Raw genomic sequence first — 20354 nt, 5'->3', positions numbered from 1 at the left:
GCATGGCACCGACCATCCCCCCGCCGTGCACGGAGTGTCAAGTGGGTGGGACGGACGTCTCAGCATTCGAGCACACCGGGGTGTGCCGGACCGCCTCGGGCACCCCCGGGCCCCCCTGCCGGGCCGGTCCCGCGCCCGGCCGCCCACCGCCCGGGCCCGACCGGGCACCGCTCCCGCCGGGCCGGGCGGGACCGCTCTTGGACCGCGCCATCGGCACCGCGCCACTCAGCGGCAGGGAGCCCGCCACCACCATGGAGCGCGCGGCGGCACGCGCTGGCGCGCTGTTGGGCCGCGGGGCGGACGGGGGCGCGGTCTCGGGCAGCGCGCGGACGCCCCGGAGCAAGGCCCCCCGGAGCCGTCGTTCCTCCAGCGGACCGGAGAAGACCACGCCCTGCGCATGCGAGCAGCCCATCTCCCGCAGCGCCGCCGCCTGCTCCGGCATGTCCACGCCGTCGGCGACGGTGGCCACCCCGAGGTCGGCGGCCATCCGGAGCAGCCCCGCTGTGATCTTGCGCTGCCGGGCGGAGGTGGTGAGCCCCGCGACCAGCCCTCGGTCTAGGCGGAGTATGTCCACCGGGAGGCGGCGCAGCGCGGGCAGGACGTCTCCGCCGCCGCCGGCGCCGTCCAGCGCGATGCACACGCCCATCCGCCGCAGGGTCGCCAGCCGGCGCTCCAGGGTGTCGAGCGGGACGCGCTCGTCGATGCCGTACAGGCCCAGTATCAGGGCTCCGGAGGGCAGCCCGGAGCGGCTGATCAGGGCCTCGATCCCGGTGGCGGCGGCCGGGCCGGGGTCGTCAGCCAGCAGGCTGGCCGGGATCCGGACGCTGACCGGGGCGGCCAGTCCGGCGGCGTGCCGGGCCACCGCCTGCTCCACCGCCTCCTCCAGCAGCCAGCGGTCCACCTCCCCGCCACGGTCGGCGCCGCCGCGCGTGCCCACCTCGCCACGGGCCGGGGAGTGCTCGGAGCGCAGGAACTCCTCCGGGGTGAGCAGCAGCCCCTGGGGGGAACGCCAGCGGGCCTGGGCGGCGACGGCGGTGACCTTGCCGCTGGACAGTTCGACGATGGGCTGGTGCAGCACGGTGAACTCGCCGTCGTGCAGGGCGCTGCGCAGCCGGACGGTCAGCTCGGCGCGCTGGACCACCTCGGCCTGCATCTGCGGCGCGTACAGCTCCACCCGGCCCTTGCCCGCCTGCTTGGCGCGGTACATCGCGAGGTCGGCGTTGCGCATCAGGGAGGCGGGCGAGATGCCCGGTTCGGCGAAGGCGATGCCGATGGAGGCGGCGACCCGCATCTCGGTGCCCTCGACGAGGTACGGCTCGGAGAGGGTGAGGCGCAGCCGGTCGGCGATCTCGTGGATCCGCAGTTCGCGCTCGGCCGCGTCCCGCCAGGCGGTGTCCCCGCCGCCGACGATCAGCACCGCGAACTCGTCTCCGCCCAGCCGGGCGGCGGTGTCCCCGGCGCGGACCGACTCGCGCAGCCGCCGGGCCGCGTGCACCAGCAGTTCGTCGCCCGCCTGGTGGCCGTGGGTGTCGTTGACCGCCTTGAAGCCGTCGAGGTCGATGAAGAGGACGGCCGTCTCGCCGTCGCCGCCGCGCCGTCCGGCGAGGGCGCCGCGCACCCGCTCGGTGAACAGGGCGCGGTTGGGCAGGTCGGTGAGGGCGTCGTGGGAGGCGCTGTGCTGCAACTGGGCCTGGAGCCGGACACGTTCGGTGACATCGCGGCTGTTGAAGATCAGGCCGCCCTGGTACCGGTTGACGGTCGACTCGATGTTGAGCCAGTGCCCGTCGCCGTGCCGGAAGCGGCACTCGATGCGGGTGGACGGCTCCTGCTCGGACGGGGCGGCGAGGAAGCGGCGCAGCTCGTGCAGGACCCCACTCAGGTCCTCGGCGTGGATCAGCGCGCGGAGTTCGGTGCCCACCAGCCGGTCGGCGTCGCGGCCGTAGACCCCGGCGGCGGCCGGGGAGACGTAGCGCAGCGTGCCGTCCGCGGCGGCGATCATGATGACGTCGCTGGAACCCTGCACCAGGGAGCGGAAGTGGCTCTCCTGGCGGGCGAGTTCGTGGGTGAGGGTGATGTTGTCCAGCAGCATGATGCCCTGCCGCACCACGAGCGCGAGGACCACGGCGCAGCCGGTGAACAGCACCACGCGGTCGATCTTCTGGCCGTCCAGCGAGTTGTACAGGATGCCCAGGGTGCAGACCGCGGCGGCGAGGTACGGGGTGAGCGCCGCCAGCGAACCGGCGAGCGGCCGGCCCGGCTCGTCCGCCCGGCCGGGGGCTCCGGTGAGGGCTCCCCGCCCGGGTGCCGCCGCCCCGCGCCGGGCGTTGGCCCGGGTGGTGCCGACGGGGCGCCGGACGGCGTCCGCGGCGCTCTCCCGGACACCGACCCAGGGCGCGTAGGCCAGCAGCAGCGAACCGGCGAACCAGCCGGCGTCCAGCAGCTGCCCGGAGGCGTAGTGCTCGCGCAACAGTGGCGAGGTGAACATCGCGTCACACAGGACGGTGAGCGCGAGGGCGCCGACGGCGGTGTTGACCGCGCTGCGGTGCGCGGAGTTCCGCCGGAAGTGCAGCGCCAGCACCATGCTGACCAGCACGATGTCGAGCAGCGGGTAGGCGAGGTTGAGGGCGGCCCTGGCCACCGAGCCGTCCTCCCAGGGCGCGGTGTGGGCCAGCGCCAGCGACCAGGAGAGGGTGAGCAGGGAGCCGCCGATCAGCCAGGCGTCCAGCCCGAGACAGACCCAGCCGGCGCGGGTGACCGGGCGCTTGGCCAGCACGAGCAGTCCGACGATGGCGGGCGGCGCGAAGAGCAGGAAGCAGAAGTCGGCGAGGGAGGGCTGCGGGACGGGCTCGCCCCGCACCACCTCGTGCCAGCCCCAGATCGCGTTGCCGAGGCAGACCATCAGCGAGGAGACGCCGAAGAGCAGCCAGGCCGGGCGGGTGTCGCTCCGGCGGGAGGGGCCCTCGGCGTGGCCGCGCTGGGGACGGTGCGTCCCGTGGTCGCGGCGGGTGCGCGCGTACCAGAGGCAGGAGACCGCGGCGATCAGGGCCGCGCCCGCCAGTCCGAAGTCCCCCATCACCAGGGCGATGCGGGGCGAGCCCCAGCCGAGGGCCGCGCCCACCGCGTAGGCGGCGCAGACGGCGGCGAGGCAGAGCTGTGGCAGCGCGCCGTTCAGCCGGGTGCCGCGCGCCCGGTCGTCACCTACGGTGGCGGGGCGCCACGGGGTGTTCGCGGTGCCCGCCGTGCCCACCGCGTCCGCCGCCTGGGCGGTGCGGGGGACGGCCGGGCCGGTGGCGGTCAGGGACGGCTGGTGGGCCGTCCGGGCGGTGCCGCGGCAGGGTGCCGTCTCCAGTGTGCCAATGGCCCGTCGGACCCCGGGCCGCGCTTCCTGGGTGCTCCCCGCGTACCGCATCCGGTGGTTCGTCCATGGGTCGTGCATTCGCCCGTCGCCCCCCTCGTGTCCGTTTTCGCCCCCGTCGGACAATACACGAGTCCGTCACTCAGGGACATAGCGCCAATACAGACGGTGACGGATAGCGAGCTTCAGGTACAGCGCGGAGTTCTACCCATCCGTAGCGTCGCGATGACGGGTACGGGAGGCCGTCTGCTCAGTCGGCGACCGCCACGGTGTGCTCCAGCGGCTCACCCGTCACCCAGCGGTTCAGCTGGCTCCGCAGCAGTCGCCGGGCGCGCGGCGGGAAGGCGGTCGTGGGGCCGCCCACATGCGGTGTGACCAGGGCACCCGGCGCCCGCCAGAGCGGGTGCCCGGGCGGCAGCGGCTCGGGGTCCGTGACGTCCAGCGCCGCGCGCAGCCGGCCGGACTCCAGCTCGCGCAGCAGCGCCCCGGTGTCCACGACGGCCCCGCGCGCGACGTTGACCAGCGACGATCCGTCCCGCATCCGGCCGAGGAAGGCGGCGTCCACCAGCCGCGTGGTCTCCTCGGTGAGCGGGACGGAGAGGATCACCACGTCGGCCAGCGGCAGCAGTTCGGGCAGCTCCGCCGTGGACCGCACCGGTCCTCGCGGCGCTGACCTGGGAGTTCGCGCGACGCGGAGGACGGATCCGACCTCGAAGGGCAGCAGCCGCTCCTCGATGGCGGCCCCTATGGACCCGTAGCCGACGATCAGCACGGTGGAGTCGGCGAGCGCCCGGTGGACCCCGGGCCGCCAGCTCTCCTCCTCCTGGGCGCGCACGAATTCCGGCAGGTGACGGAGGGAGGCGAGGGTCAGCGCCAGGGCCAGCTCGGCGGTGCTGGCGTCGTGTACCCCGCGGGCGTTGCACAGGACCGTCCCGCTCGGCAGATCGGGCAGCGCCGGAAGCACGTGATCGACGCCGGCCGTGAGCGTCTGTACCACCCTGAGCTGCGTCATCTGCCGCAGCGGCCGTACGGCGACCTCCGCCCCCCGCATATAGGGCGTGACGTAGAAGGCACACCGCGCGGGATCGGCGGGGAAGTCCCGCTGTCCGTCCCAGAAGTGGCACGCAAGTCCGTCCGGCAGGCCCTCGACGCTCTCGGGCGGTATCGGGAGCCAGACGTCCCCGGCCCCGGGACGGGGTGGTGCGGGGCGGGTACCGGGGTGCGGAGGTGAGGCCATGGTCAGAGCCTATGCCTCTGTGACGGAGCCCGTAGGAGGGGCGGGTGGGGCACCGGTTAGTTTGTGGGGGCCTTCAGGAGGGAGCTCGGCGAGGTGGAGCGCAGGACGATCGGCGCGGCGGCGCTGGAGGTGGGCGCCGTCGGACTCGGCTGCATGCCCATGAGCTGGGCCTACTCCTCGTCCGAACAGCGCGGCGAGGAGTCCCTGCGGGCCGCGCACCTGGCGCTGGACCACGGGATGACGCTGCTGGACACGGCCGACATGTACGGCCCGTTCACCAACGAGCTGCTGCTGGGCCGGGTGCTGCGGGAACGGCGGGCGGACGCCTTCCTGTCCACCAAGTGCGGTCTCCTGGTGGGTGATCAGCACATCGTCGCCAACGGCCGCCCCGGCTACGTGAAGCGGGCCTGCGACGCCTCGCTCCGGCGCCTCCAGACGGATTCGATCGACCTCTACCAGCTGCATCGGGCCGACCCCGAGGTCCCGGTGGAGGAGACCTGGGGCGCGATGGCGGAGCTGGTGTCCGCCGGGAAGGTGCGCGCGCTCGGGCTCTGCGCCGTCGGAGCCCGAGCGGACCGGCGCGCCGGAACCCGGCTGTACGAGTCGACGGTCCGCCAGCTGGAGCGCGTCCAGCAGGTGTTCCCGGTCAGCAGCGTGCAGGCGGAACTCTCGGTCTGGTCACCTGAGGCCCTGGAGACGCTGCTGCCCTGGTGCGAGGCGCGCGGAGTCGGCTTCCTCGCCGCGATGCCGCTGGGCAACGGCTACCTGACCGGCGCGCTCACCACCGGTGGCGGCTTCGAGCCGGACGACGTGCGCGCCCGGCACCCGCGCTTCACCGCCGAGATGATGGCGGCCAACCAGCCGATCGTCGCGGGGCTGCGCCGGGTCGCGCGGCGGCACGGCAACGCCACCCCGGCGCAGGTCGCGCTGGCCTGGCTGCTGGCCCAGGGCCGTCACGTGGTTCCGGTGCCCGGCGCGAAGAAGACGTACTGGGTGGCGGAGAACGCGGGCGCTCCCCGGGTGGCGCTGACCCCGGGGGACGTGGCGGAGATCAACGCGCTGCCGTCCGCGGTCGGTTCCTGGGACTGACGCGCGCCAGTCGTCCGGCGTCCACAGCGTGCGCCGGGCTCGCCCGCGTACCCCGGGCGCGAGATGGGGACGCGCGGGCGCGGGCCCGCGCGGTGGGACCCGGCAGGCACGGCGCGTCCTACCGGCCGGTCGGGCCCGCGGGCGACGGTGGCGCGCGACCGGTGACGGAGCGCGACCGGCCGTGAGGCCGGTGTGGGCCTCCCCACAGAGGGGCCACTGGATCTTCACATCGTGACACTCTGCCCCGTACGCCCCCTTTCTGTGTGCGCGTCCCCACCGCCCCGGGAGCCCCTTCGCACCGCGCGACTCCCGGACCCCATCCCCCGCACGCCCTCGTGCCGCTCGGCTCGCGCAGCCCGAGCCCCGCCCGACCGACCGGGAAGCAGGCGACCGCGTATGACCGCTCTCGCCCACTGGTGCCTCCGGCGCCGTGTGCTGGTCGTCCTGCTCTGGCTCGCGGTGCTGGCCGGGACGGCGACCGCCTCGGCCCTGGCCGGTTCGGCCTACTCCGCCGACTACGACGTGCCGGGCACCGAGTCGGGGCAGGCCGCGCGGCAGCTGACGGACGCCTTCCCAGAGCGCGGTGGCAGCACCGCCACGGTCGTCTTCCACGCCGAGGGGGACGGTGGGGTCCGGTCCGCCGAGGCGCGGGAGCGGGTGTCCGGGGCGCTGGACGCGGTAGCCGAACTACCGGGCGTCGAGGGCGTCGAGAACCCCTACGGCGCGGGCGAGGCCCGGCTGCTCAGCGCGGACGGCCACACCGGCCAGGCCACCGTGGCCTTCGGCGCCCCGCTGGACGCGCTCGACTCCGCCGAGGTGGACCGGGTGGTCGACACGGCGCGCGCGGCGGCCGGTGACGGCCTGCGGGTGGAGGTCGGCGGGGAGGCCGTGGGACAGACCGGCACCCCCACCGCGCAACTGCCCGAACTGATCGGCCTGGGCGCGGCGGCGGTGGTGCTGTTCCTCGCCTTCGGCTCGCTTGCGGCCACCGCGCTGCCCCTGGTCACCGCCGTGGTCGGGGTGGGCACCGCGGCGGCGGGCGTCGGGCTGCTGAGCCGGGTGATGACAGTCGCCGACTTCGCGCCGGTGCTGGGGGTGCTCATCGGGCTGGGCGTGGGGATCGACTACGCGCTGTTCATCGTGACCCGGCATCGCGCCGGGCTGCGCGCCGGGCTGCCGGTGGCCGAGGCCGCGGCCCGGGCGGTGACGGTGTCCGGGCGGGCGGTGGTGTTCGCCGGTGCCACGGTCTGCGTGGCGCTGCTGGGCATGCTCGTGCTCCAGCTCGGGTTCCTGACCGGGGTGGCCCTCGCGGCCTCCCTGACGGTCCTGCTCACCGTGGCCGCCTCCGTGACCCTGCTGCCCGCGCTGCTCGGGGTGACCGGGATGCGCGCGCTGAGTGTCCGGGAGCGGAACCGGCTGGCGGCCGACGGGCCACGGCCGCAGGCTCCGGGGCCGCTCGCCGCCCGCTGGTCGCGCCTGGTCGAGCGGCGGCCCCGGGTGCTGGGGCTGGTGGCGGCGGCGCTGATGGCGGTGCTGGCGCTTCCGGTGTTCGGCCTCCACCTCGGCACCTCCGACCAGGGCACCCACCCGGCCTCCAGCACCACCCGGCAGGCGTACGACCTGCTCGCGGACGGCTTCGGGCCGGGCGCCAACGGTCCGCTGAGCCTGGTCGCGGAGGTGGACGGGCCGGGTGACCGCGCGGCCGTCGAGCGGCTGCCCGGGACGCTGCGCCAGACGCCCGGCGTGGAGCGGGTCTCCACTCCGGAGTTCGACACCGCGGGGACGACCGGGGTGATCACCGTGGTCCCGGAGAGCGCGCCGCAGTCCCGGGAGACCAGCGACCTGGTGGACGAGCTGCGCGAGCGCACCCTCCCGGAGGCGACGGGGGCGGGCGGACCCAAGGTCCGGGTCGGCGGGGTCACGGCGGGCTACGACGACTTCGCCGAGGTGGTGGTCGGCAAGCTGCCGCTGTTCGTCGGCACCGTCGTCGGACTGGGCTGTCTGCTTCTGCTGCTGGCCTTCCGCAGTGTGGGGATCCCGCTGAAGGCGGCGGTGATGAACATCCTGGCGGTGGCCGCCTCGTTCGGCGTGGTCATCGCGGTCTTCCAGTGGGGCTGGGGCAGCGAGCCACTGGGGCTGGGCAGTGCGGGGCCCATCGAGCCCTTCCTGCCCGTGATCATGGTGTCGGTCCTCTTCGGGCTGTCGATGGACTACCAGGTCTTCCTGGTCAGCCGGATGTACGAGGAGTGGAAGCTGACCGGGGACAACCGTCGGGCGGTGCGCGTCGGCCTCGCGGAGACCGGCCGGGTGATCAACTCCGCGGCCGTCATCATGATCGCGGTGTTCGGCGCCTTCGTGCTGAGCGGCGACCGGATCATCGCCATGTTCGGGGTCGGCCTCGCGGCGGCGGTGGCGCTGGACGCCTTCGTCCTGCGCACCCTCCTCGTCCCGGCGCTGATGCACCTGCTCGGCGGCGCCAACTGGTGGCTGCCGCGCTGGCTCGACCGGTGGCTCCCCCGCCTGAGCGTGGAACCCGAGGGCGCGGAGGCCCCCACCGCGCCGCCGTCGGCGCGGGCGGGTACGCCGATGACGCCACCCGAGGGGTTCGGCGCCCCGATTCCGCGCCCCACCCCCTCGCTCTCATCGGACTCTCAGAAAGGGCCTCTACGGTGACGCCCCATGGCTAGCGACCGCGTCACCGAGAAGACCACCGAGAAGGACCGCTCCACCCCTCAGGACGCCGACGTCCCCCTGCCGGACCAGGCGGCGGCGTCCGCGACGGAGGACGCGGGGGCACCCCCGCCGGGAGACGGTGAGGCACCCACTCCGCCGGACGCGGCGGCGCACGCCGCCGAGGCCGGGCGCACCAGGACGAAGGACGGGCCCGTCCCGGGGAAGCCGGAGACCGAGCGGCGAGCGGACGCCGAGGGGTTCGGGCCGGACGAGCCGGAGGGACCGGACGAAGGTGCCGGGGACGACGGGGAGGCGGACGCCGACCTCCCGTCGGACGAGGAGGAGGACGAGTTCGGCGGCGAGGAACCGCCGCCCGCCCCGTCCTCCGGCGGTGGGCTGGGCGCCGCGGCCGCGGCCGTGGTCGGCGCGGGTCTGGGGGTCTGCTCGCTCACCGGCACCGCGCTCAGTGAGATGCTCCGCGAGCGGAAGCTGCTGATCGCCCAGCTGGAGTCGGACCGCGGCGGTGACCAGATCGAGGCGGTCTTCGGCGCGCCCTGGCACGCGAGCGCCCTCCTCAACGGGGCTTTCGGGCTGCTCGCGCTGGCGCTGGGCGCGGTCGCCTTCCTCTCCGCTGGCCGGAGAGCGGACGGCTCGACGTGGGTGCGGGCCGTGGGCCTGGGCGGGCTGCTGCTCGGGGTGCTCGGCCTGCTGATCGCCGCGGGCATGTACTTCGACGTCCTCGCGAGCCAGCCCGAGATGCCCTCCGCCCCCACCCCACCGGCGCCTCCGCAGGCCCCCTGACCGGCGCCCCGCTCCGCCCGTGCCCGCTCCCCGGCCAACTCCCTTCCCCACGGAGGACATTGGCGGAACCAATGGTGGCTCGGGGACGGGTGGACACCTGTCGCGTCCGTGCGATCCGATGACCCGCGGAACACGTACGTACCCCCCACACAGGAGGACGCGCATGAGGACCACGCGCTTCAGGTCCACCGGAGTACGAGCGGGCGCCGTGGCGGTCGCCGCGGTCGCGCTGCTCGCCACGAGCGCCTCGGGCGCCGTCGCCGCAGCCCCGGCCGACACCGCCCGGCACGCCGCCAGCGTCTCCGCGCAGGACGGGCTGCCCGACAACAGTTGGTGGGGCGTCCCGAACGGCGAGACCACCGCCGCCTACAACGAGCACTTCCCGGGCTACGCCTTCGGCTGCGACGGGGACGAGCGGCACAAGGGCCTCGACATCGGCGCCCCGACCGGGACGACGATCCACGCCTGGGGTGAGGGCGAGGTGGTCGGCACCGGTTACGACGACGGCGGCTACCACCGGTGGATACAGGTCTACTTCCCGTCCATTGACATGTCTATGACCTTGGGTCATCTGCTGGACGGCTCGGAGAAGGCCGTCGGCAGCACCTTCAAGGAGGGTGACGTCCTCGCCGAGGTCGGCACCGAGGCGGACGGCATCAACCACACCCACGTGCACTACCGGGCCGCCAAGGGCAACCACGGCGCCGAGCCCGTGGGTCCCTGCGAGGACATGGACCCGTTCGTCATCTGGGAGGCACTCGGCCTGCCGGTCTGAGCAGGGGCCGCTGACCGGCGTCACCCGCCGGTCAGCGGCGCTCCTCGCACGGGCGACAGCGCGCGGCCCGTCACCCGGGAGGCCGGGCCGGAAGGAGGCCGACGGCCGGGGCGCCGGTCAGGCGTCGGCCTCCGGATCCGTGCGGGACGGCGCCTCGGCGTCCTCCTCCAGCCGGGGACGCGGCGGCAGGACCGCGGGTTCGGCGGGCAGCGTGATCACGACCCGGCCGGAGGCCAGGTCTATCGGACCGCACCCCGGGTCGTTGCTGCCCGCGTCCTCCCGACTGTGTTCGAGCCGCTTCCGCTCCTCGTGCGTGTGGTGACTGCCCGGGACGAACAGCTCCTCCAGGACGTTCAGGGTCATCATGGTCTCTCGCCTCCGTCGTGGCCGCGCGCCCCGGTACCGCTAGCGCACCCTGAGTTTGAGGATACGGTCGTCCTTCTCACCGGGGGTGCCCCGCGAGTCCGTCTCGCTCGTCACCAGCCAGAGGCTGTCGCCTCCGGCGGAGACCACGGTGCGCAGCCGCCCGTACTTCCCCTTGAGGAAGGCCCGCGGCTTGGCGGAGGGCTTCTCCCCCCGCAGCGGGATCCGCCACAGCCGCTCGCCCCGCAGCCCGGCCATCCACACCGAGCCCCTGGCCACCGCGAGACCGCTGGGCGAGGCCTGCTCCGGCTTCCACTCCTCGACCGGATCGACGAAGCCCGGCTCGTCCGCCTTGCCCTCCGCCTCGGGCCAGCCGTAGTTCTTGCCGGGTTCGACGAGGTTCAGTTCGTCCCAGGTGTCCTGGCCGAACTCGGAGGCCCAGAGCCGCTTCTCGCGATCCCAGTCGAAGCCCTGCACGTTGCGGTGGCCCCAGGAGTAGACGGTCGAGTCCCGCTCCGGATTGCCCTGCCCGGGGGGCTCACCCTCCGGCGTCATCCGCAGGATCTTGCCGCCGAGGGAGTCCTTGTCCTGGGAGAGGTCCTCCTCCCCCGCCTCACCGGTGCCGACGTAGAGCATCTTGTCCGGGCCGAAGGCGATACGGCCCCCGTTGTGCACGGTGCCCCGGGGGATGCCCTTGAAGATCGTGTCGGGGGCGGCGAGCTGGTTGCCCGGCCTCTGCTCCCTGTCGTAGGCCATGCGGACGACGCGGTTGTCGGACTCGGTGGTGAAGTAGGCGTAGATCAGGGAGGTTTGGCCGGGCTGCACGGCGATGCCCAGCAGACCGCCCTCGCCCTCGGGCGCGACCCCGGGGACGGTACCGAGCTTCGTCTTCTTCCCGCTCTTCCCGTCCACCCGGATGATCTCGCCGGAGTCCCGCTGGGAGACGAGCAGATCGCCGCCGGGGAGCGGGGCGAGGCCCCAGGGGGAGGAGAGCTTGGTCGTGAGCGTCGTGGTGACCTTCACCGAGCCCTTGGCCGGGGGCGCCGGGCGCTCGCTCGGGCTGGCGCCCTCCGAGGGCTTCGCCGAACCGCCCGGGCCGTCCTCCTTCGACGAGGCGGAGGGGCTCTCGACGCCCAGGCCGCCGTCCCCGTCCGAGGAGCAGCCCGCGAGGAGCAGCGCCCCGGCGGCGCAGCCGGCCACCGCCGCCCGCCGCGCGCGACGGCCGGGCGCCCCGGAGGGAGACGGGGAACCGGGGGCTCCGGCCCCGCTGGACAGTGAACGGCTCGGCAATTGGACCCTCCTGGCGTCACGCACGGTCGCCACAGCACACCACACTCCTGTCCTACGGCCCACGGAAACCGGAAGTTCCCGGCGACGCCCTCCGGCCCACGCCTGTCAGCCGCCTGCCGGGCGGCGGCCGTCGCCCGGCACGCGAACGGCGCGCGCCCCGGGTCCGGGACGCGCGCCGTTCGCGAGAGGTCAGCCGGAGACGCCCAGCCGCTCCAGGATCAGCTCGCGGGCCCGGCCCGCGTCCGCCTGGCCGCGGGTGGCCTTCATGACGGCGCCGACCAGCGCGCCCGCCGCCTGGACCTTGCCGCCACGGACCTTCTCCGCCACGTCCTCGTTGGCCGCGATGGCCTCGTCGACGGCGGCGCCGAGCGCGCTGTCGTCCGAGACGACCTTCAGCCCACGCCGCTCGACGACCTCGTCCGGCGTGCCCTCACCCGCCAGCACGCCCTCGATCACCTGCCGGGCCAGCTTGTCGTTGAGCGACCCCTCGGCGACGAGCGCGCAGACCCGGGCGACCTGCTCGGCGCTGATCGGCAAGGCCGCCAGCTCCACGCCCTCCTCGTTGGCCCGGCGCGCCAGCTCGCCCATCCACCACTTGCGGGCCTGGTCGGCGGGGGCACCGGCCTCGGCCGTGGCGACGATCAGGCCGACCGCCCCGGCGTTCAGCACCGACTGCATCTCGTGCCGCGAGATGCCCCACTCCTCGCGCAGCCGGTTCCTGCGCACCCGGGGCAGCTCGGGCAGGGTCGCGCGCAGTTCCTCCACCCACTGCCGGGAGGGGGCCACCGGCACCAGGTCGGGCTCCGGGAAGTAGCGGTAGTCCTCCGCCTCCTCCTTCACCCGGCCGGAGGTGGTGCTGCCGTCGTCCTCGTGGAAGTGCCGGGTCTCCTGGACGATCGTGCCGCCCGCGTCGAGCACCGCGGCGTGCCGCTGGATCTCGAACCGCGCGGCGCGCTCCACGCTCCGCAGCGAGTTGACGTTCTTCGTCTCGCTGCGGGTGCCGAAGGTGGAGCTGCCGGTGGGTGTCAGGGAGAGGTTGACGTCGCAGCGCATCTGGCCCATCTCCATGCGGGCCTCGGACACCCCCAGCGCCTTGATCAGCTCGCGCAGCTCGGCGACGTACGCCTTGGCCACCTCGGGGGCACGGCTCCCGGCGCCCACGATCGGCTTGGTGACGATCTCGATCAGCGGGATGCCCGCGCGGTTGTAGTCCAGCAGCGAGTGCGAGGCGCCGTGGATACGGCCGGTGGCACCACCGACGTGCGTCGACTTGCCGGTGTCCTCCTCCATGTGCGCCCGCTCGATCTCGACGCGGAAGACCTCGCCGTCCTCCAACTGCACGTCCAGATAGCCGTCGAAGGCGATCGGCTCGTCGTACTGGGAGGTCTGGAAGTTCTTCGGCATGTCCGGATAGAAGTAGTTCTTCCGGGCGAAGCGGCACCACTCGGCGATCTCGCAGTGCAGCGCCAGGCCGATCCGGATGGCCGACTCGACGCCGTCGGCGTTGACCACCGGCAGCGCGCCGGGCAGGCCCAGACAGGTCGGGCAGGTCTGGGAGTTGGCGTCCGCGCCCAACTCGGTGGCGCAGCCGCAGAACATCTTGGTCTTGGTGCCCAGTTCCACATGGACCTCAAGGCCCATGACGGGGTCGTAGGACGCCAGCGCGTCCTCGTAGGGCACCAGCTCAGTGACGGTCACGGAAAACGAACCCTTCTCTTCCGTCAGTCGTCCGCGCGGACGTCGAGGGCGGGGGAGCCGTCACCGGCTCGTCGCAGCTCCCGGATGAGCAGCGCGACCCCGGTGACGATCGCCGCGGCCGAGACGACCGCGTCGACCAGCTGGAGCCGGTCGCCCTCCTGCCTCGCCTGCCGGGCCTGCTTGGCGACGCTGACCGCGCCGAAGAGGGTGGTGCCGATGGACAGGTACGTGCCGGGCTTGGACTTCTTCAGCTTTCCACTCACAGCGACGGTGCCTCCTCAAGCAGCGGGTGCCCCCAACGTGCCTCGAAGGCGGACTCGACCGCCGCACCGACACGATAGAGCCGGTCGTCGGCCATGGCGGGGGCGATGATCTGGAGCCCCACCGGCAGGCCGTCCTCGTCAGCCAGCCCGCACGGGAGGGACATGGCGGCGTTCCCCGCCAGGTTGGTCGGGATGGTGCACAGGTCGGCCAGGTACATCGCCATCGGGTCGTCGGCCCGCTCGCCGATCGGGAAGGCGGTGGTCGGGGTGGTCGGCGAGACCACCACGTCCACCTGCTCGAAGGCGCGCGCGAAGTCGCGGGCGATCAGGGTGCGGACCTTCTGGGCCGAGCCGTAGTACGCGTCGTAGTAGCCGGAGCTGAGCGCGTAGGTGCCGAGCATGACCCGGCGCTTGACCTCGTCCCCGAAACCCGCGGCCCGGGTGAGGGCGGTGACCTCCTCGGCCGAGTGACGGCCGTCGTCCCCCACGCGCAGGCCGTACCGCATCGCGTCGAAGCGGGCCAGGTTGGAGGAGCACTCGGACGGGGCGATCAGGTAGTAGGCCGCCAGGGCCTTGGTGAACGAGGGGCAGGACAGCTCGACGGGCTCCGCCCCCAGCTCGCGCAGCAGCTCCACGGCCTCACCGAAGCGCCGCATCACCCCCTCCTGGTAGCCCTCGCCGCCGAACTCCTTCACCACGCCGACGCGCAGCCCGCGCACCGAGCCGTTCCGCGCCGCCCCGACGACGTCGGGCACCGGCTGGTCGATGGAGGTGGAGTCGAGCGGGTCGTGCCCGGCGATGACCGAGTGCAGCAGGGCCGCGTCCAGCACGCTGCGGGCACACGGTCCGCCCTGGTCCAGCGAGGAGGAGAAGGCGACCATGCCGTAGCGGGAGACCCCGCCGTAGGTCGGCTTGACGCCGACGGTCCCGGTGACGGCGGCGGGCTGCCGGATGGAGCCGCCGGTGTCGGTGCCGATGGCCAGCGGGGCCTCGTACGCGGCGATGGCGGCGGAGGAACCGCCGCCGGAGCCGCCCGGGATCCGGGTCAGGTCCCAGGGGTTGCCGGTGGGGCCGAAGGCGCTGTTCTCGGTGGACGAGCCCATCGCGAACTCGTCCATGTTGGTCTTGCCGAGGATGACGACCCCGGCCTCCTTGAGGCGGCGGGTGACCGTCGCGTCGTACGGCGGGACCCAGCCCTCCAGGATCCGCGAGCCGACGGTGGTGGGCACGCCCTCGGTGGTGAAGATGTCCTTCAGCGCCAGCGGCACCCCGGCCAGCGGCCCCAGGGCCTCGCCGCGCGCGCGGCGGTCGTCGACCGCGCGCGCCTGGGCGAGCGCCCCCTCGGTGTCGACGTGCAGGAAGGCGTGCACCTTCTCGTCGACCGCCGCGACGCGCGCCAGGTGCGCCTCGGCGACCTCGACGGCGCGCACCTCGCCCGCGGCGATCCGCTCGGCGAGCGCCGCCGCGCTGAGCCTGGTCAGCTCGGTGGAGGTCTCCCCTGTCATGCCGTTCACTCCTCTCCCAGGATCTGCGGCACCATGAAGCGCTGCTGCTCGGCGGAGGGCGCCCCGGAGAGCGCCTGCTCGGGCGTGAGCCCCGGACGCACCTGGTCGGGACGCATCACGTTGGTGAGCGGCAGCGGGTGGGACGTCGGCGGTACGTCCTCGTCGGCGACGTCGGAGACGGTCGCGACCGCTCCGATGATGTCGTCGAGCTGACCGGCGAAGTGATCCAGCTCTTCGTCCTTCAGCTCCAGACGCGCCAGCCGGGCGAGGTGGGCGACCTCCTCGCGCGAGATGCCAGGCATGCAGCGATCCTCTGGGTGAGTGGTGGCTTGTTCGGCCCAATCCTATGGGGCGCGCGGCGATGCCCGTGAAGCCGTGGGGTCCCACCGCCGCACGGCCCGCCCGGCGGGCCCCCGCCGGGATGGTCCGGCGCGCGCCCGGCGCGGCCACCGCCGCCCCGCTCAGGGCGCCACCGCCCTCCGCTCCCGGCCCCCGCGCCCGTCCGGCGGCGCCGCCACGGCGGGCGTGCTCGTCCGGATGGGGCCAACCTCCGTACGGGCGTGCCGGGTTGGGATGGTGGTGGCCGCCGGTCCCCCGGCGGCCACCACGGAAGCGGTGGCTACTGGACGGGCTGCCGTCCGGTGCGGCCCGCGCCCGGCGCGGGCGAGCGGCCCGGGGGATTCTCCGGGCCGGAGCCGGCCGAGGAGACGTCGCGGGCCCGGAGCCAGGCGGTGGTCTCCTCGGGCGGCATCGCGGCGGCTACCAGCCAGCCCTGCACCGCGTCGCAGCCCAGGTCGCGCAGCCGCTCCCAGGTCTCGTCGTCCTCCACACCCTCCGCCACCACCAGCAGGCCCAGCGAGTGCGCCAGGTCCAGGGTGCAGCGGACGATCTCCGCGTCCTCGGTGTCGACCGCGAGCCGGGCGACGAAGGAACGGTCGATCTTCAGCTCGCTGACCGGCAGCCGTCGCAGGTGGACCAGCGAGGAGTAGCCGGTGCCGAAGTCGTCCAGCGACATCTTCACCCCGTGCCCGGTGAGCCCGGCCAGCGTGTCCGCGGCCTGCTGCGGGTCCTCCAGCAGCACGTGCTCGGTGATCTCCAGCTGGAGGGCGCCCGCGGGGACGCCGTGCCGGGCCAGCCGGGCGGCCACCGCGCCCGCGAAGCCCGGCGAGTAGACGTCCCGGGGCGAGACGTTCACGGCGACCGGCACCTTCAGCCCGTGCGCCCGCCAGGTGGCGACCTGGGCCAGCGCCGTCTCCAGCACGTACTCGGTGAGCCGGGGCATCAGGCCGGAGGTCTCCGCGATGGCGATGAACTCGTCCGGCGGCACCTTGCCGCGCTCCGGGTGCACCCAGCGCACCAGGGCCTCCAGCCCGGAGACACCGCCGTCGAAGCCGACCTTCGGCTGGTAGTGCAGCTCGACCTCGCCCGCGTCCAGCGCGCGCCGCAGGTCCGCGAGGAGCCCCAGCCGGTCGGGGGTGTTGCCGTCCCGGGTGGCCTCGTACACCTCGACGGCGGTGCGGTCCCGCTTGGCCTCGTACATCGCCACGTCGGCGCGGCGGAGCAGCCCCTCCGCCGAGCGCGCGTGGTCGGGGAAGACGGAGACGCCGGCGCTCGCCTCCAGCACCAGCGTCAGCCCGTCCAGGTCCAGCGGCGAACTCAGCGCCGAGACCAGGGAACGGGCGGTGCGCTGGGCGCTGGTCGGTGAGTCGGTCACCGGGATCAGCACCGCGAACTCGTCGCCGCCGAGCCGCGCGACCTCGGAGCCCCGGGGCAGCGCGGCGCGCAGCCGTTCGGCTATCTGCAACAGCAGCCGGTCCCCGGCGAGATGGCCGAGCGTGTCATTGACGGAACGGAACCGGTCGAGGTCGATCAGGACCAACGCCGATCTGGCGCCGGTGCGTTCCGCCTCGTCCAGCGCGGAGAAGGTACGTTCCAGCAGCCACTGCCGGTTGGGCAGCCCGGTGAGCGGATCGCGCAGCTGCTCCTCGGCGCGGGCCCGGGCCATCCGCAGCGTCGCGTCCAGCGCGATCAGCGGGACGCTGAACAGCGGCAGCAGCACCGGCGTGTGCGTCGCGACCACGCAGATCAGCGGGGCGATCCCGAGTAACGCGACGCCCAGCAGCCCCTGCCGCACCAGCGCGGTGCGCAGCGCCCGGGGGATCGTCCGCCGCGGGGAGAAGGAGAACCACAACAGCCCCCGGGTGACGAGCAGATAGGCACAGGCCGCGACCGCCACCCCCGGGAGCGCCGTGAGGCTCCACTCCTCCGGCTCCCACGGCCGCTCGACCGAGGGGTGGATGCCGAAGAGGGAGAGGAGCAGCGCCGCGCCGCCGATCCCCAGCACGTCGACCGCGCCGTGCACCAGGGCGTGCCGGAAGCCGCTGCGCCGGGCGGCGCTCACCAGGGCGATGACGGCGAGGCTCGCCAGCACCGCGGGCACCCAGCCGTAGAGCAGCAGGATGGCCAGCGTCAGCGCCGCGCCGGAGCCGGGCCCGCTCCACCAGCGGTCGCGGCCCATCGCCACCAGATGCCCGACGACGCAGCACACCAGCACCGCCAGCGACCAGCCCGTGGTGGAGCCGGGGAACAGCGCGTGGCCGCCCTCCAGCGCCCGGCGCACGCCGATCGCGAGCGCCACCGCCGCCACGGCGACCACCAGCACCGGCATTCCCGGTACTCTTCGAGCGGCGAGCCGGTGCAGCCAGGGGGCCTCCTCGCCCCCACCGCGGGAACCCGCGTTGCCCTCACGCGCTTCGGAGGGCAGGCGGACATGCGGGGGGCTCACTCCCCCGGAGGTTTCCTGCATCCCTGTCCCTCTCAAGCCGTCCGCGCCCGCCCTCCCCACGGCAGGCCCACCCCTCAACAGTAGGGCGGGGACAGGTGGATGGGGCAGCGATCTGTCGGGGTTGCCTCAAAGCGTTCGACGCGAGGACTACCCAACTTCCGCACACTGCAAAGGAACAGCGCAGACGCCGTGTGGACGGCGCGCACCCCGCGCGGCCCGGCGGCCGTTTCCGGCGGGGACGCTGGGGCGGGCGGAGATTCCTGCGGTTCCCCCCGCCCCGTGGCACGCGGGCCGCGGCCTCACCCCTCGGCGGCCGAATCCCCGGCGCTCTCCTCCGCTACCGGCAGCGCCGCCTCACGCGCCGCGTCCGCCCCCTGCTCCAGAAGAACACCGAACCCCCCATCATCCAGAATCGGCACCTTCAGCTGCACGGCCTTGTCGTATTTCGAGCCAGGGCTCTCTCCGGCGACCACGAAGCCGGTCTTCTTCGAGACCGAACCCGTCACCTTCGCACCGCGCCGCTGGAGCGCCTCCTTCGCCGCGTCCCTGGTGAAGTCGGCGAGCGTGCCCGTCACCACGACGGTGATCCCCTCCAGCGGCCGCGGACCCTCCTCGCCCTCGTCCTCCTCCGCCATCCGCACGCCCGCCGCGCGCCACCGCTCGACGATCGCCCGGTGCCAGTCGTCGGCGAACCACGCCTTCACCGAGGCGGCGATGGTCGGGCCGACCCCCTCGGTCGCGGCCAGCTCCGCCTCGTCCGCCTCGGCGATCCGGTCCAGACCGCGGAACTCGCGGGCCAGCGCCTCGGCGGCGACCGGCCCGACGTGCCGGATGGACAGGCCGGTGATGATCCGGGCCAGCGGCCGCTCCCGGGCCGCCTGGATGTTCTCCAGCATCGCCAGGGTGTTCTTCTTCGGCTCGCCCTTCTGGTTGGCGAAGAAGGTGACGACCTTCTCCTCACCGGTCTTCGGATCCCGCTTGGGCAGCCCGCTGTCCGGGTCGACGACGTGCGAGCGGATCGGCAGCAGGTCCTCGACGCGCAGGTCGAACAGGTCGCCCTCGTCCTTCAGCGGGGGCTCGGCGGGCTCCAGCGGCTGGGTGAGCGCGTTCGCCGCGACGTACCCGAAGTGCTCGACGTCCAGGCACTTGCGGCCCACGAGGTAGAAGATCCGCTCGCGCAGCTGGGCGGGGCAGGAGCGGGCGTTGGGACAGCGGAGATCGATGTCGCCCTCCTTCATCGGCCGCAGCCCGGTGCCGCACTCCGGGCAGGTGTCCGGCATCACGAACTCCCGCTCGGTGCCGTCCCGCAGGTCCACCACCGGGCCGAGGATCTCGGGGATGACGTCCCCCGCCTTGCGCAGCACCACGGTGTCCCCGACGAGCACGCCCTTGGCCCGGACCACCTCCTGGTTGTGCAGGGTGGCGAACTCCACCTCGGACCCGGCGACGGTGACCGGCTCGACCACCGCGTACGGGGTGACGCGGCCGGTGCGCCCGACGCCGACCCGGATGTCCACCAGGCGGCTGTTGACCTCCTCCGGGGCGTACTTCCAGGCGATGGCCCAGCGCGGGGCGCGCGAGGTGGAGCCGAGGCGGCCCTGGAGCGGGATCTCGTCCAGCTTGACCACGACGCCGTCGATCTCGTGTTCCACGGAGTGCCGGTGACGTCCGTAGTACTCGATGAACTCCCGCACCCCGGTCAGCCCGTCGACGACGCGGGGGTGCGGCGAGGTGGGCAGGCCCCAGGAGCCGAGCAGTTCGTAGACCTGGGAGAGGCGGTCGGCGGCCAGCCCCTCGGCGGCGCCGACGCCGTGCACCACCATGTGCAGCGGGCGGGTCGCGGTGACCCGCGGGTCCTTCTGCCGGAGCGAACCGGCCGCCGCGTTCCGCGGGTTGGCGAACGGTTTGTCCCCGGCCGCCACCAGCCGCGCGTTCAGCTCCTCGAACCGCTCCATCGGGAAGAAGACCTCGCCGCGCACCTCCAGCAGCGCCGGAACGCCCTCGCCGCTCAGCCGCTCGGGGATGTCCGCGATGGTGCGCACGTTGGGGGTGATGTCCTCGCCGGTGCGGCCGTCTCCCCGGGTGGCGGCACGGGTCAGCCGCCCGTCCTCATAGGTCAGGTTGACGGCGAGGCCGTCGACCTTCAGCTCGCACAGGAAGTGGTGCTCCAGCCCGGCCAGTTCGCGCCCGACGCGCTCGGCCCACTCCCCCAGCTCGGCGTCGTCGAACGCGTTGTCCAGCGAGAGCATCCGCTCCCGGTGGGCGACCTCGGTGAACTCCGTCTCGTACTGGCCCGCGACCTTCTGGGTCGGGGAGTCCGGAGTGCGCAGCGCCGGGTGTTCCTCCTCCAGCCGCTCCAGCTCCCGCAGCAGCCGGTCGAACTCGGCGTCGCTGACGACCGGCGCGTCCCTGACGTAGTACCGGAAGCGGTGCTCCTCGACCTCCTCCGCCAGCCGCGCGTGCCGCTCCCGCGCCTCGGAGGGGATCTCCTCCTGCTGCTCACCCGCCACCGTCTGTCCT

At 74.0% G+C, this 20354-nt stretch carries 14 protein-coding genes; 4 read left to right on the top strand and 10 right to left on the bottom strand.

Features of this window, described 5'->3' with window-relative positions:
• Positions 1–37 precede the first annotated feature (37 nt).
• Both E0L36_RS12735 and E0L36_RS12730 read right to left on the bottom strand, forming a co-directional pair.
• On the bottom strand, positions 38–3436 hold the full coding sequence (locus tag E0L36_RS12735) for a bifunctional diguanylate cyclase/phosphodiesterase (RefSeq protein WP_258016153.1): 3399 nt from the start codon (positions 3434–3436) through the stop codon (positions 38–40).
• Between the two features lie 169 nt (positions 3437–3605).
• Entirely contained in the window at positions 3606–4592 is a 987-nt protein-coding gene (locus E0L36_RS12730) for a 2-hydroxyacid dehydrogenase (RefSeq protein ID WP_180929134.1), read from the bottom strand.
• 93 nt (positions 4593–4685) lie between these two features.
• On the opposite strand from E0L36_RS12730, the gene E0L36_RS12725 reads away from it, so the two are divergent.
• The 4 genes from E0L36_RS12725 to E0L36_RS12710 all read left to right on the top strand — a co-directional run bounded on the left by E0L36_RS12725 (position 4686) and on the right by E0L36_RS12710 (position 9930).
• Positions 4686–5681: an aldo/keto reductase gene (locus E0L36_RS12725; RefSeq protein WP_180929133.1), complete on the top strand. Its 996-nt coding sequence runs from the start codon at positions 4686–4688 to the stop codon at positions 5679–5681.
• Positions 5682–6077: 396 nt separating this feature from the next.
• Positions 6078–8354: an MMPL family transporter gene (locus E0L36_RS12720; protein WP_180929132.1), complete on the top strand. Its 2277-nt coding sequence runs from the start codon at positions 6078–6080 to the stop codon at positions 8352–8354.
• A gap of 6 nt (positions 8355–8360) precedes the next feature.
• Positions 8361–9155 (top strand): hypothetical protein, encoded by a 795-nt coding sequence (locus E0L36_RS12715; RefSeq protein WP_180929131.1) that lies wholly within the window; start codon positions 8361–8363, stop codon positions 9153–9155.
• Between the two features lie 163 nt (positions 9156–9318).
• Positions 9319–9930, top strand: coding sequence for a M23 family metallopeptidase (locus tag E0L36_RS12710; protein ID WP_180929130.1), 612 nt, complete (start codon positions 9319–9321; stop codon positions 9928–9930).
• Between the two features lie 117 nt (positions 9931–10047).
• On the opposite strand, the gene E0L36_RS12705 is transcribed toward E0L36_RS12710, so the two are convergent.
• From E0L36_RS12705 to ligA, 8 genes are all read right to left on the bottom strand, one after another.
• Positions 10048–10296: a DUF6191 domain-containing protein gene (locus tag E0L36_RS12705; RefSeq protein WP_180929129.1), complete on the bottom strand. Its 249-nt coding sequence runs from the start codon at positions 10294–10296 to the stop codon at positions 10048–10050.
• Positions 10297–10335: 39 nt separating this feature from the next.
• Positions 10336–11493 carry a PQQ-dependent sugar dehydrogenase gene (locus E0L36_RS12700; RefSeq protein WP_308416801.1) on the bottom strand — a complete coding sequence of 386 codons (1158 nt, stop codon included), beginning with the start codon at positions 11491–11493 and terminating at the stop codon, positions 10336–10338.
• A gap of 279 nt (positions 11494–11772) precedes the next feature.
• Positions 11773–13281, bottom strand: a complete 1509-nt coding sequence (gene gatB / locus E0L36_RS12695) for an Asp-tRNA(Asn)/Glu-tRNA(Gln) amidotransferase subunit GatB (protein ID WP_180929128.1) — start codon at positions 13279–13281, stop codon at positions 11773–11775.
• Positions 13282–13304: 23 nt separating this feature from the next.
• Positions 13305–13544 carry a hypothetical protein gene (locus E0L36_RS12690; RefSeq protein ID WP_180929127.1) on the bottom strand — a complete coding sequence of 80 codons (240 nt, stop codon included), beginning with the start codon at positions 13542–13544 and terminating at the stop codon, positions 13305–13307.
• Positions 13541–15049 carry an Asp-tRNA(Asn)/Glu-tRNA(Gln) amidotransferase subunit GatA gene (gene gatA / locus E0L36_RS12685; protein ID WP_180929126.1) on the bottom strand — a complete coding sequence of 503 codons (1509 nt, stop codon included), beginning with the start codon at positions 15047–15049 and terminating at the stop codon, positions 13541–13543. Before gatA ends, E0L36_RS12690 begins: the two co-directional genes overlap by 4 nt.
• Before the next feature lie 5 nt (positions 15050–15054).
• Complete coding sequence (gene gatC, locus E0L36_RS12680) at positions 15055–15351, bottom strand: Asp-tRNA(Asn)/Glu-tRNA(Gln) amidotransferase subunit GatC (RefSeq protein ID WP_180929125.1); 297 nt, start codon at positions 15349–15351, stop codon at positions 15055–15057.
• 317 nt (positions 15352–15668) lie between these two features.
• Positions 15669–17717 (bottom strand): bifunctional diguanylate cyclase/phosphodiesterase, encoded by a 2049-nt coding sequence (locus E0L36_RS12675; protein WP_258016236.1) that lies wholly within the window; start codon positions 17715–17717, stop codon positions 15669–15671.
• A 416-nt stretch (positions 17718–18133) separates the two neighbouring features.
• Entirely contained in the window at positions 18134–20344 is a 2211-nt protein-coding gene (gene ligA, locus E0L36_RS12670; protein ID WP_180929123.1) for an NAD-dependent DNA ligase LigA, read from the bottom strand.
• Positions 20345–20354 lie beyond the last annotated feature (10 nt).

The organism is Streptomyces sp. AJS327, assembly GCF_013450295.1.
Taxonomy (GTDB): Bacteria; Actinomycetota; Actinomycetes; order Streptomycetales; family Streptomycetaceae; genus Streptomyces.
The sequence above is the reverse complement of the archived record's forward strand: the minus strand, read 5'-3'. Positions and strand labels throughout refer to the sequence as shown.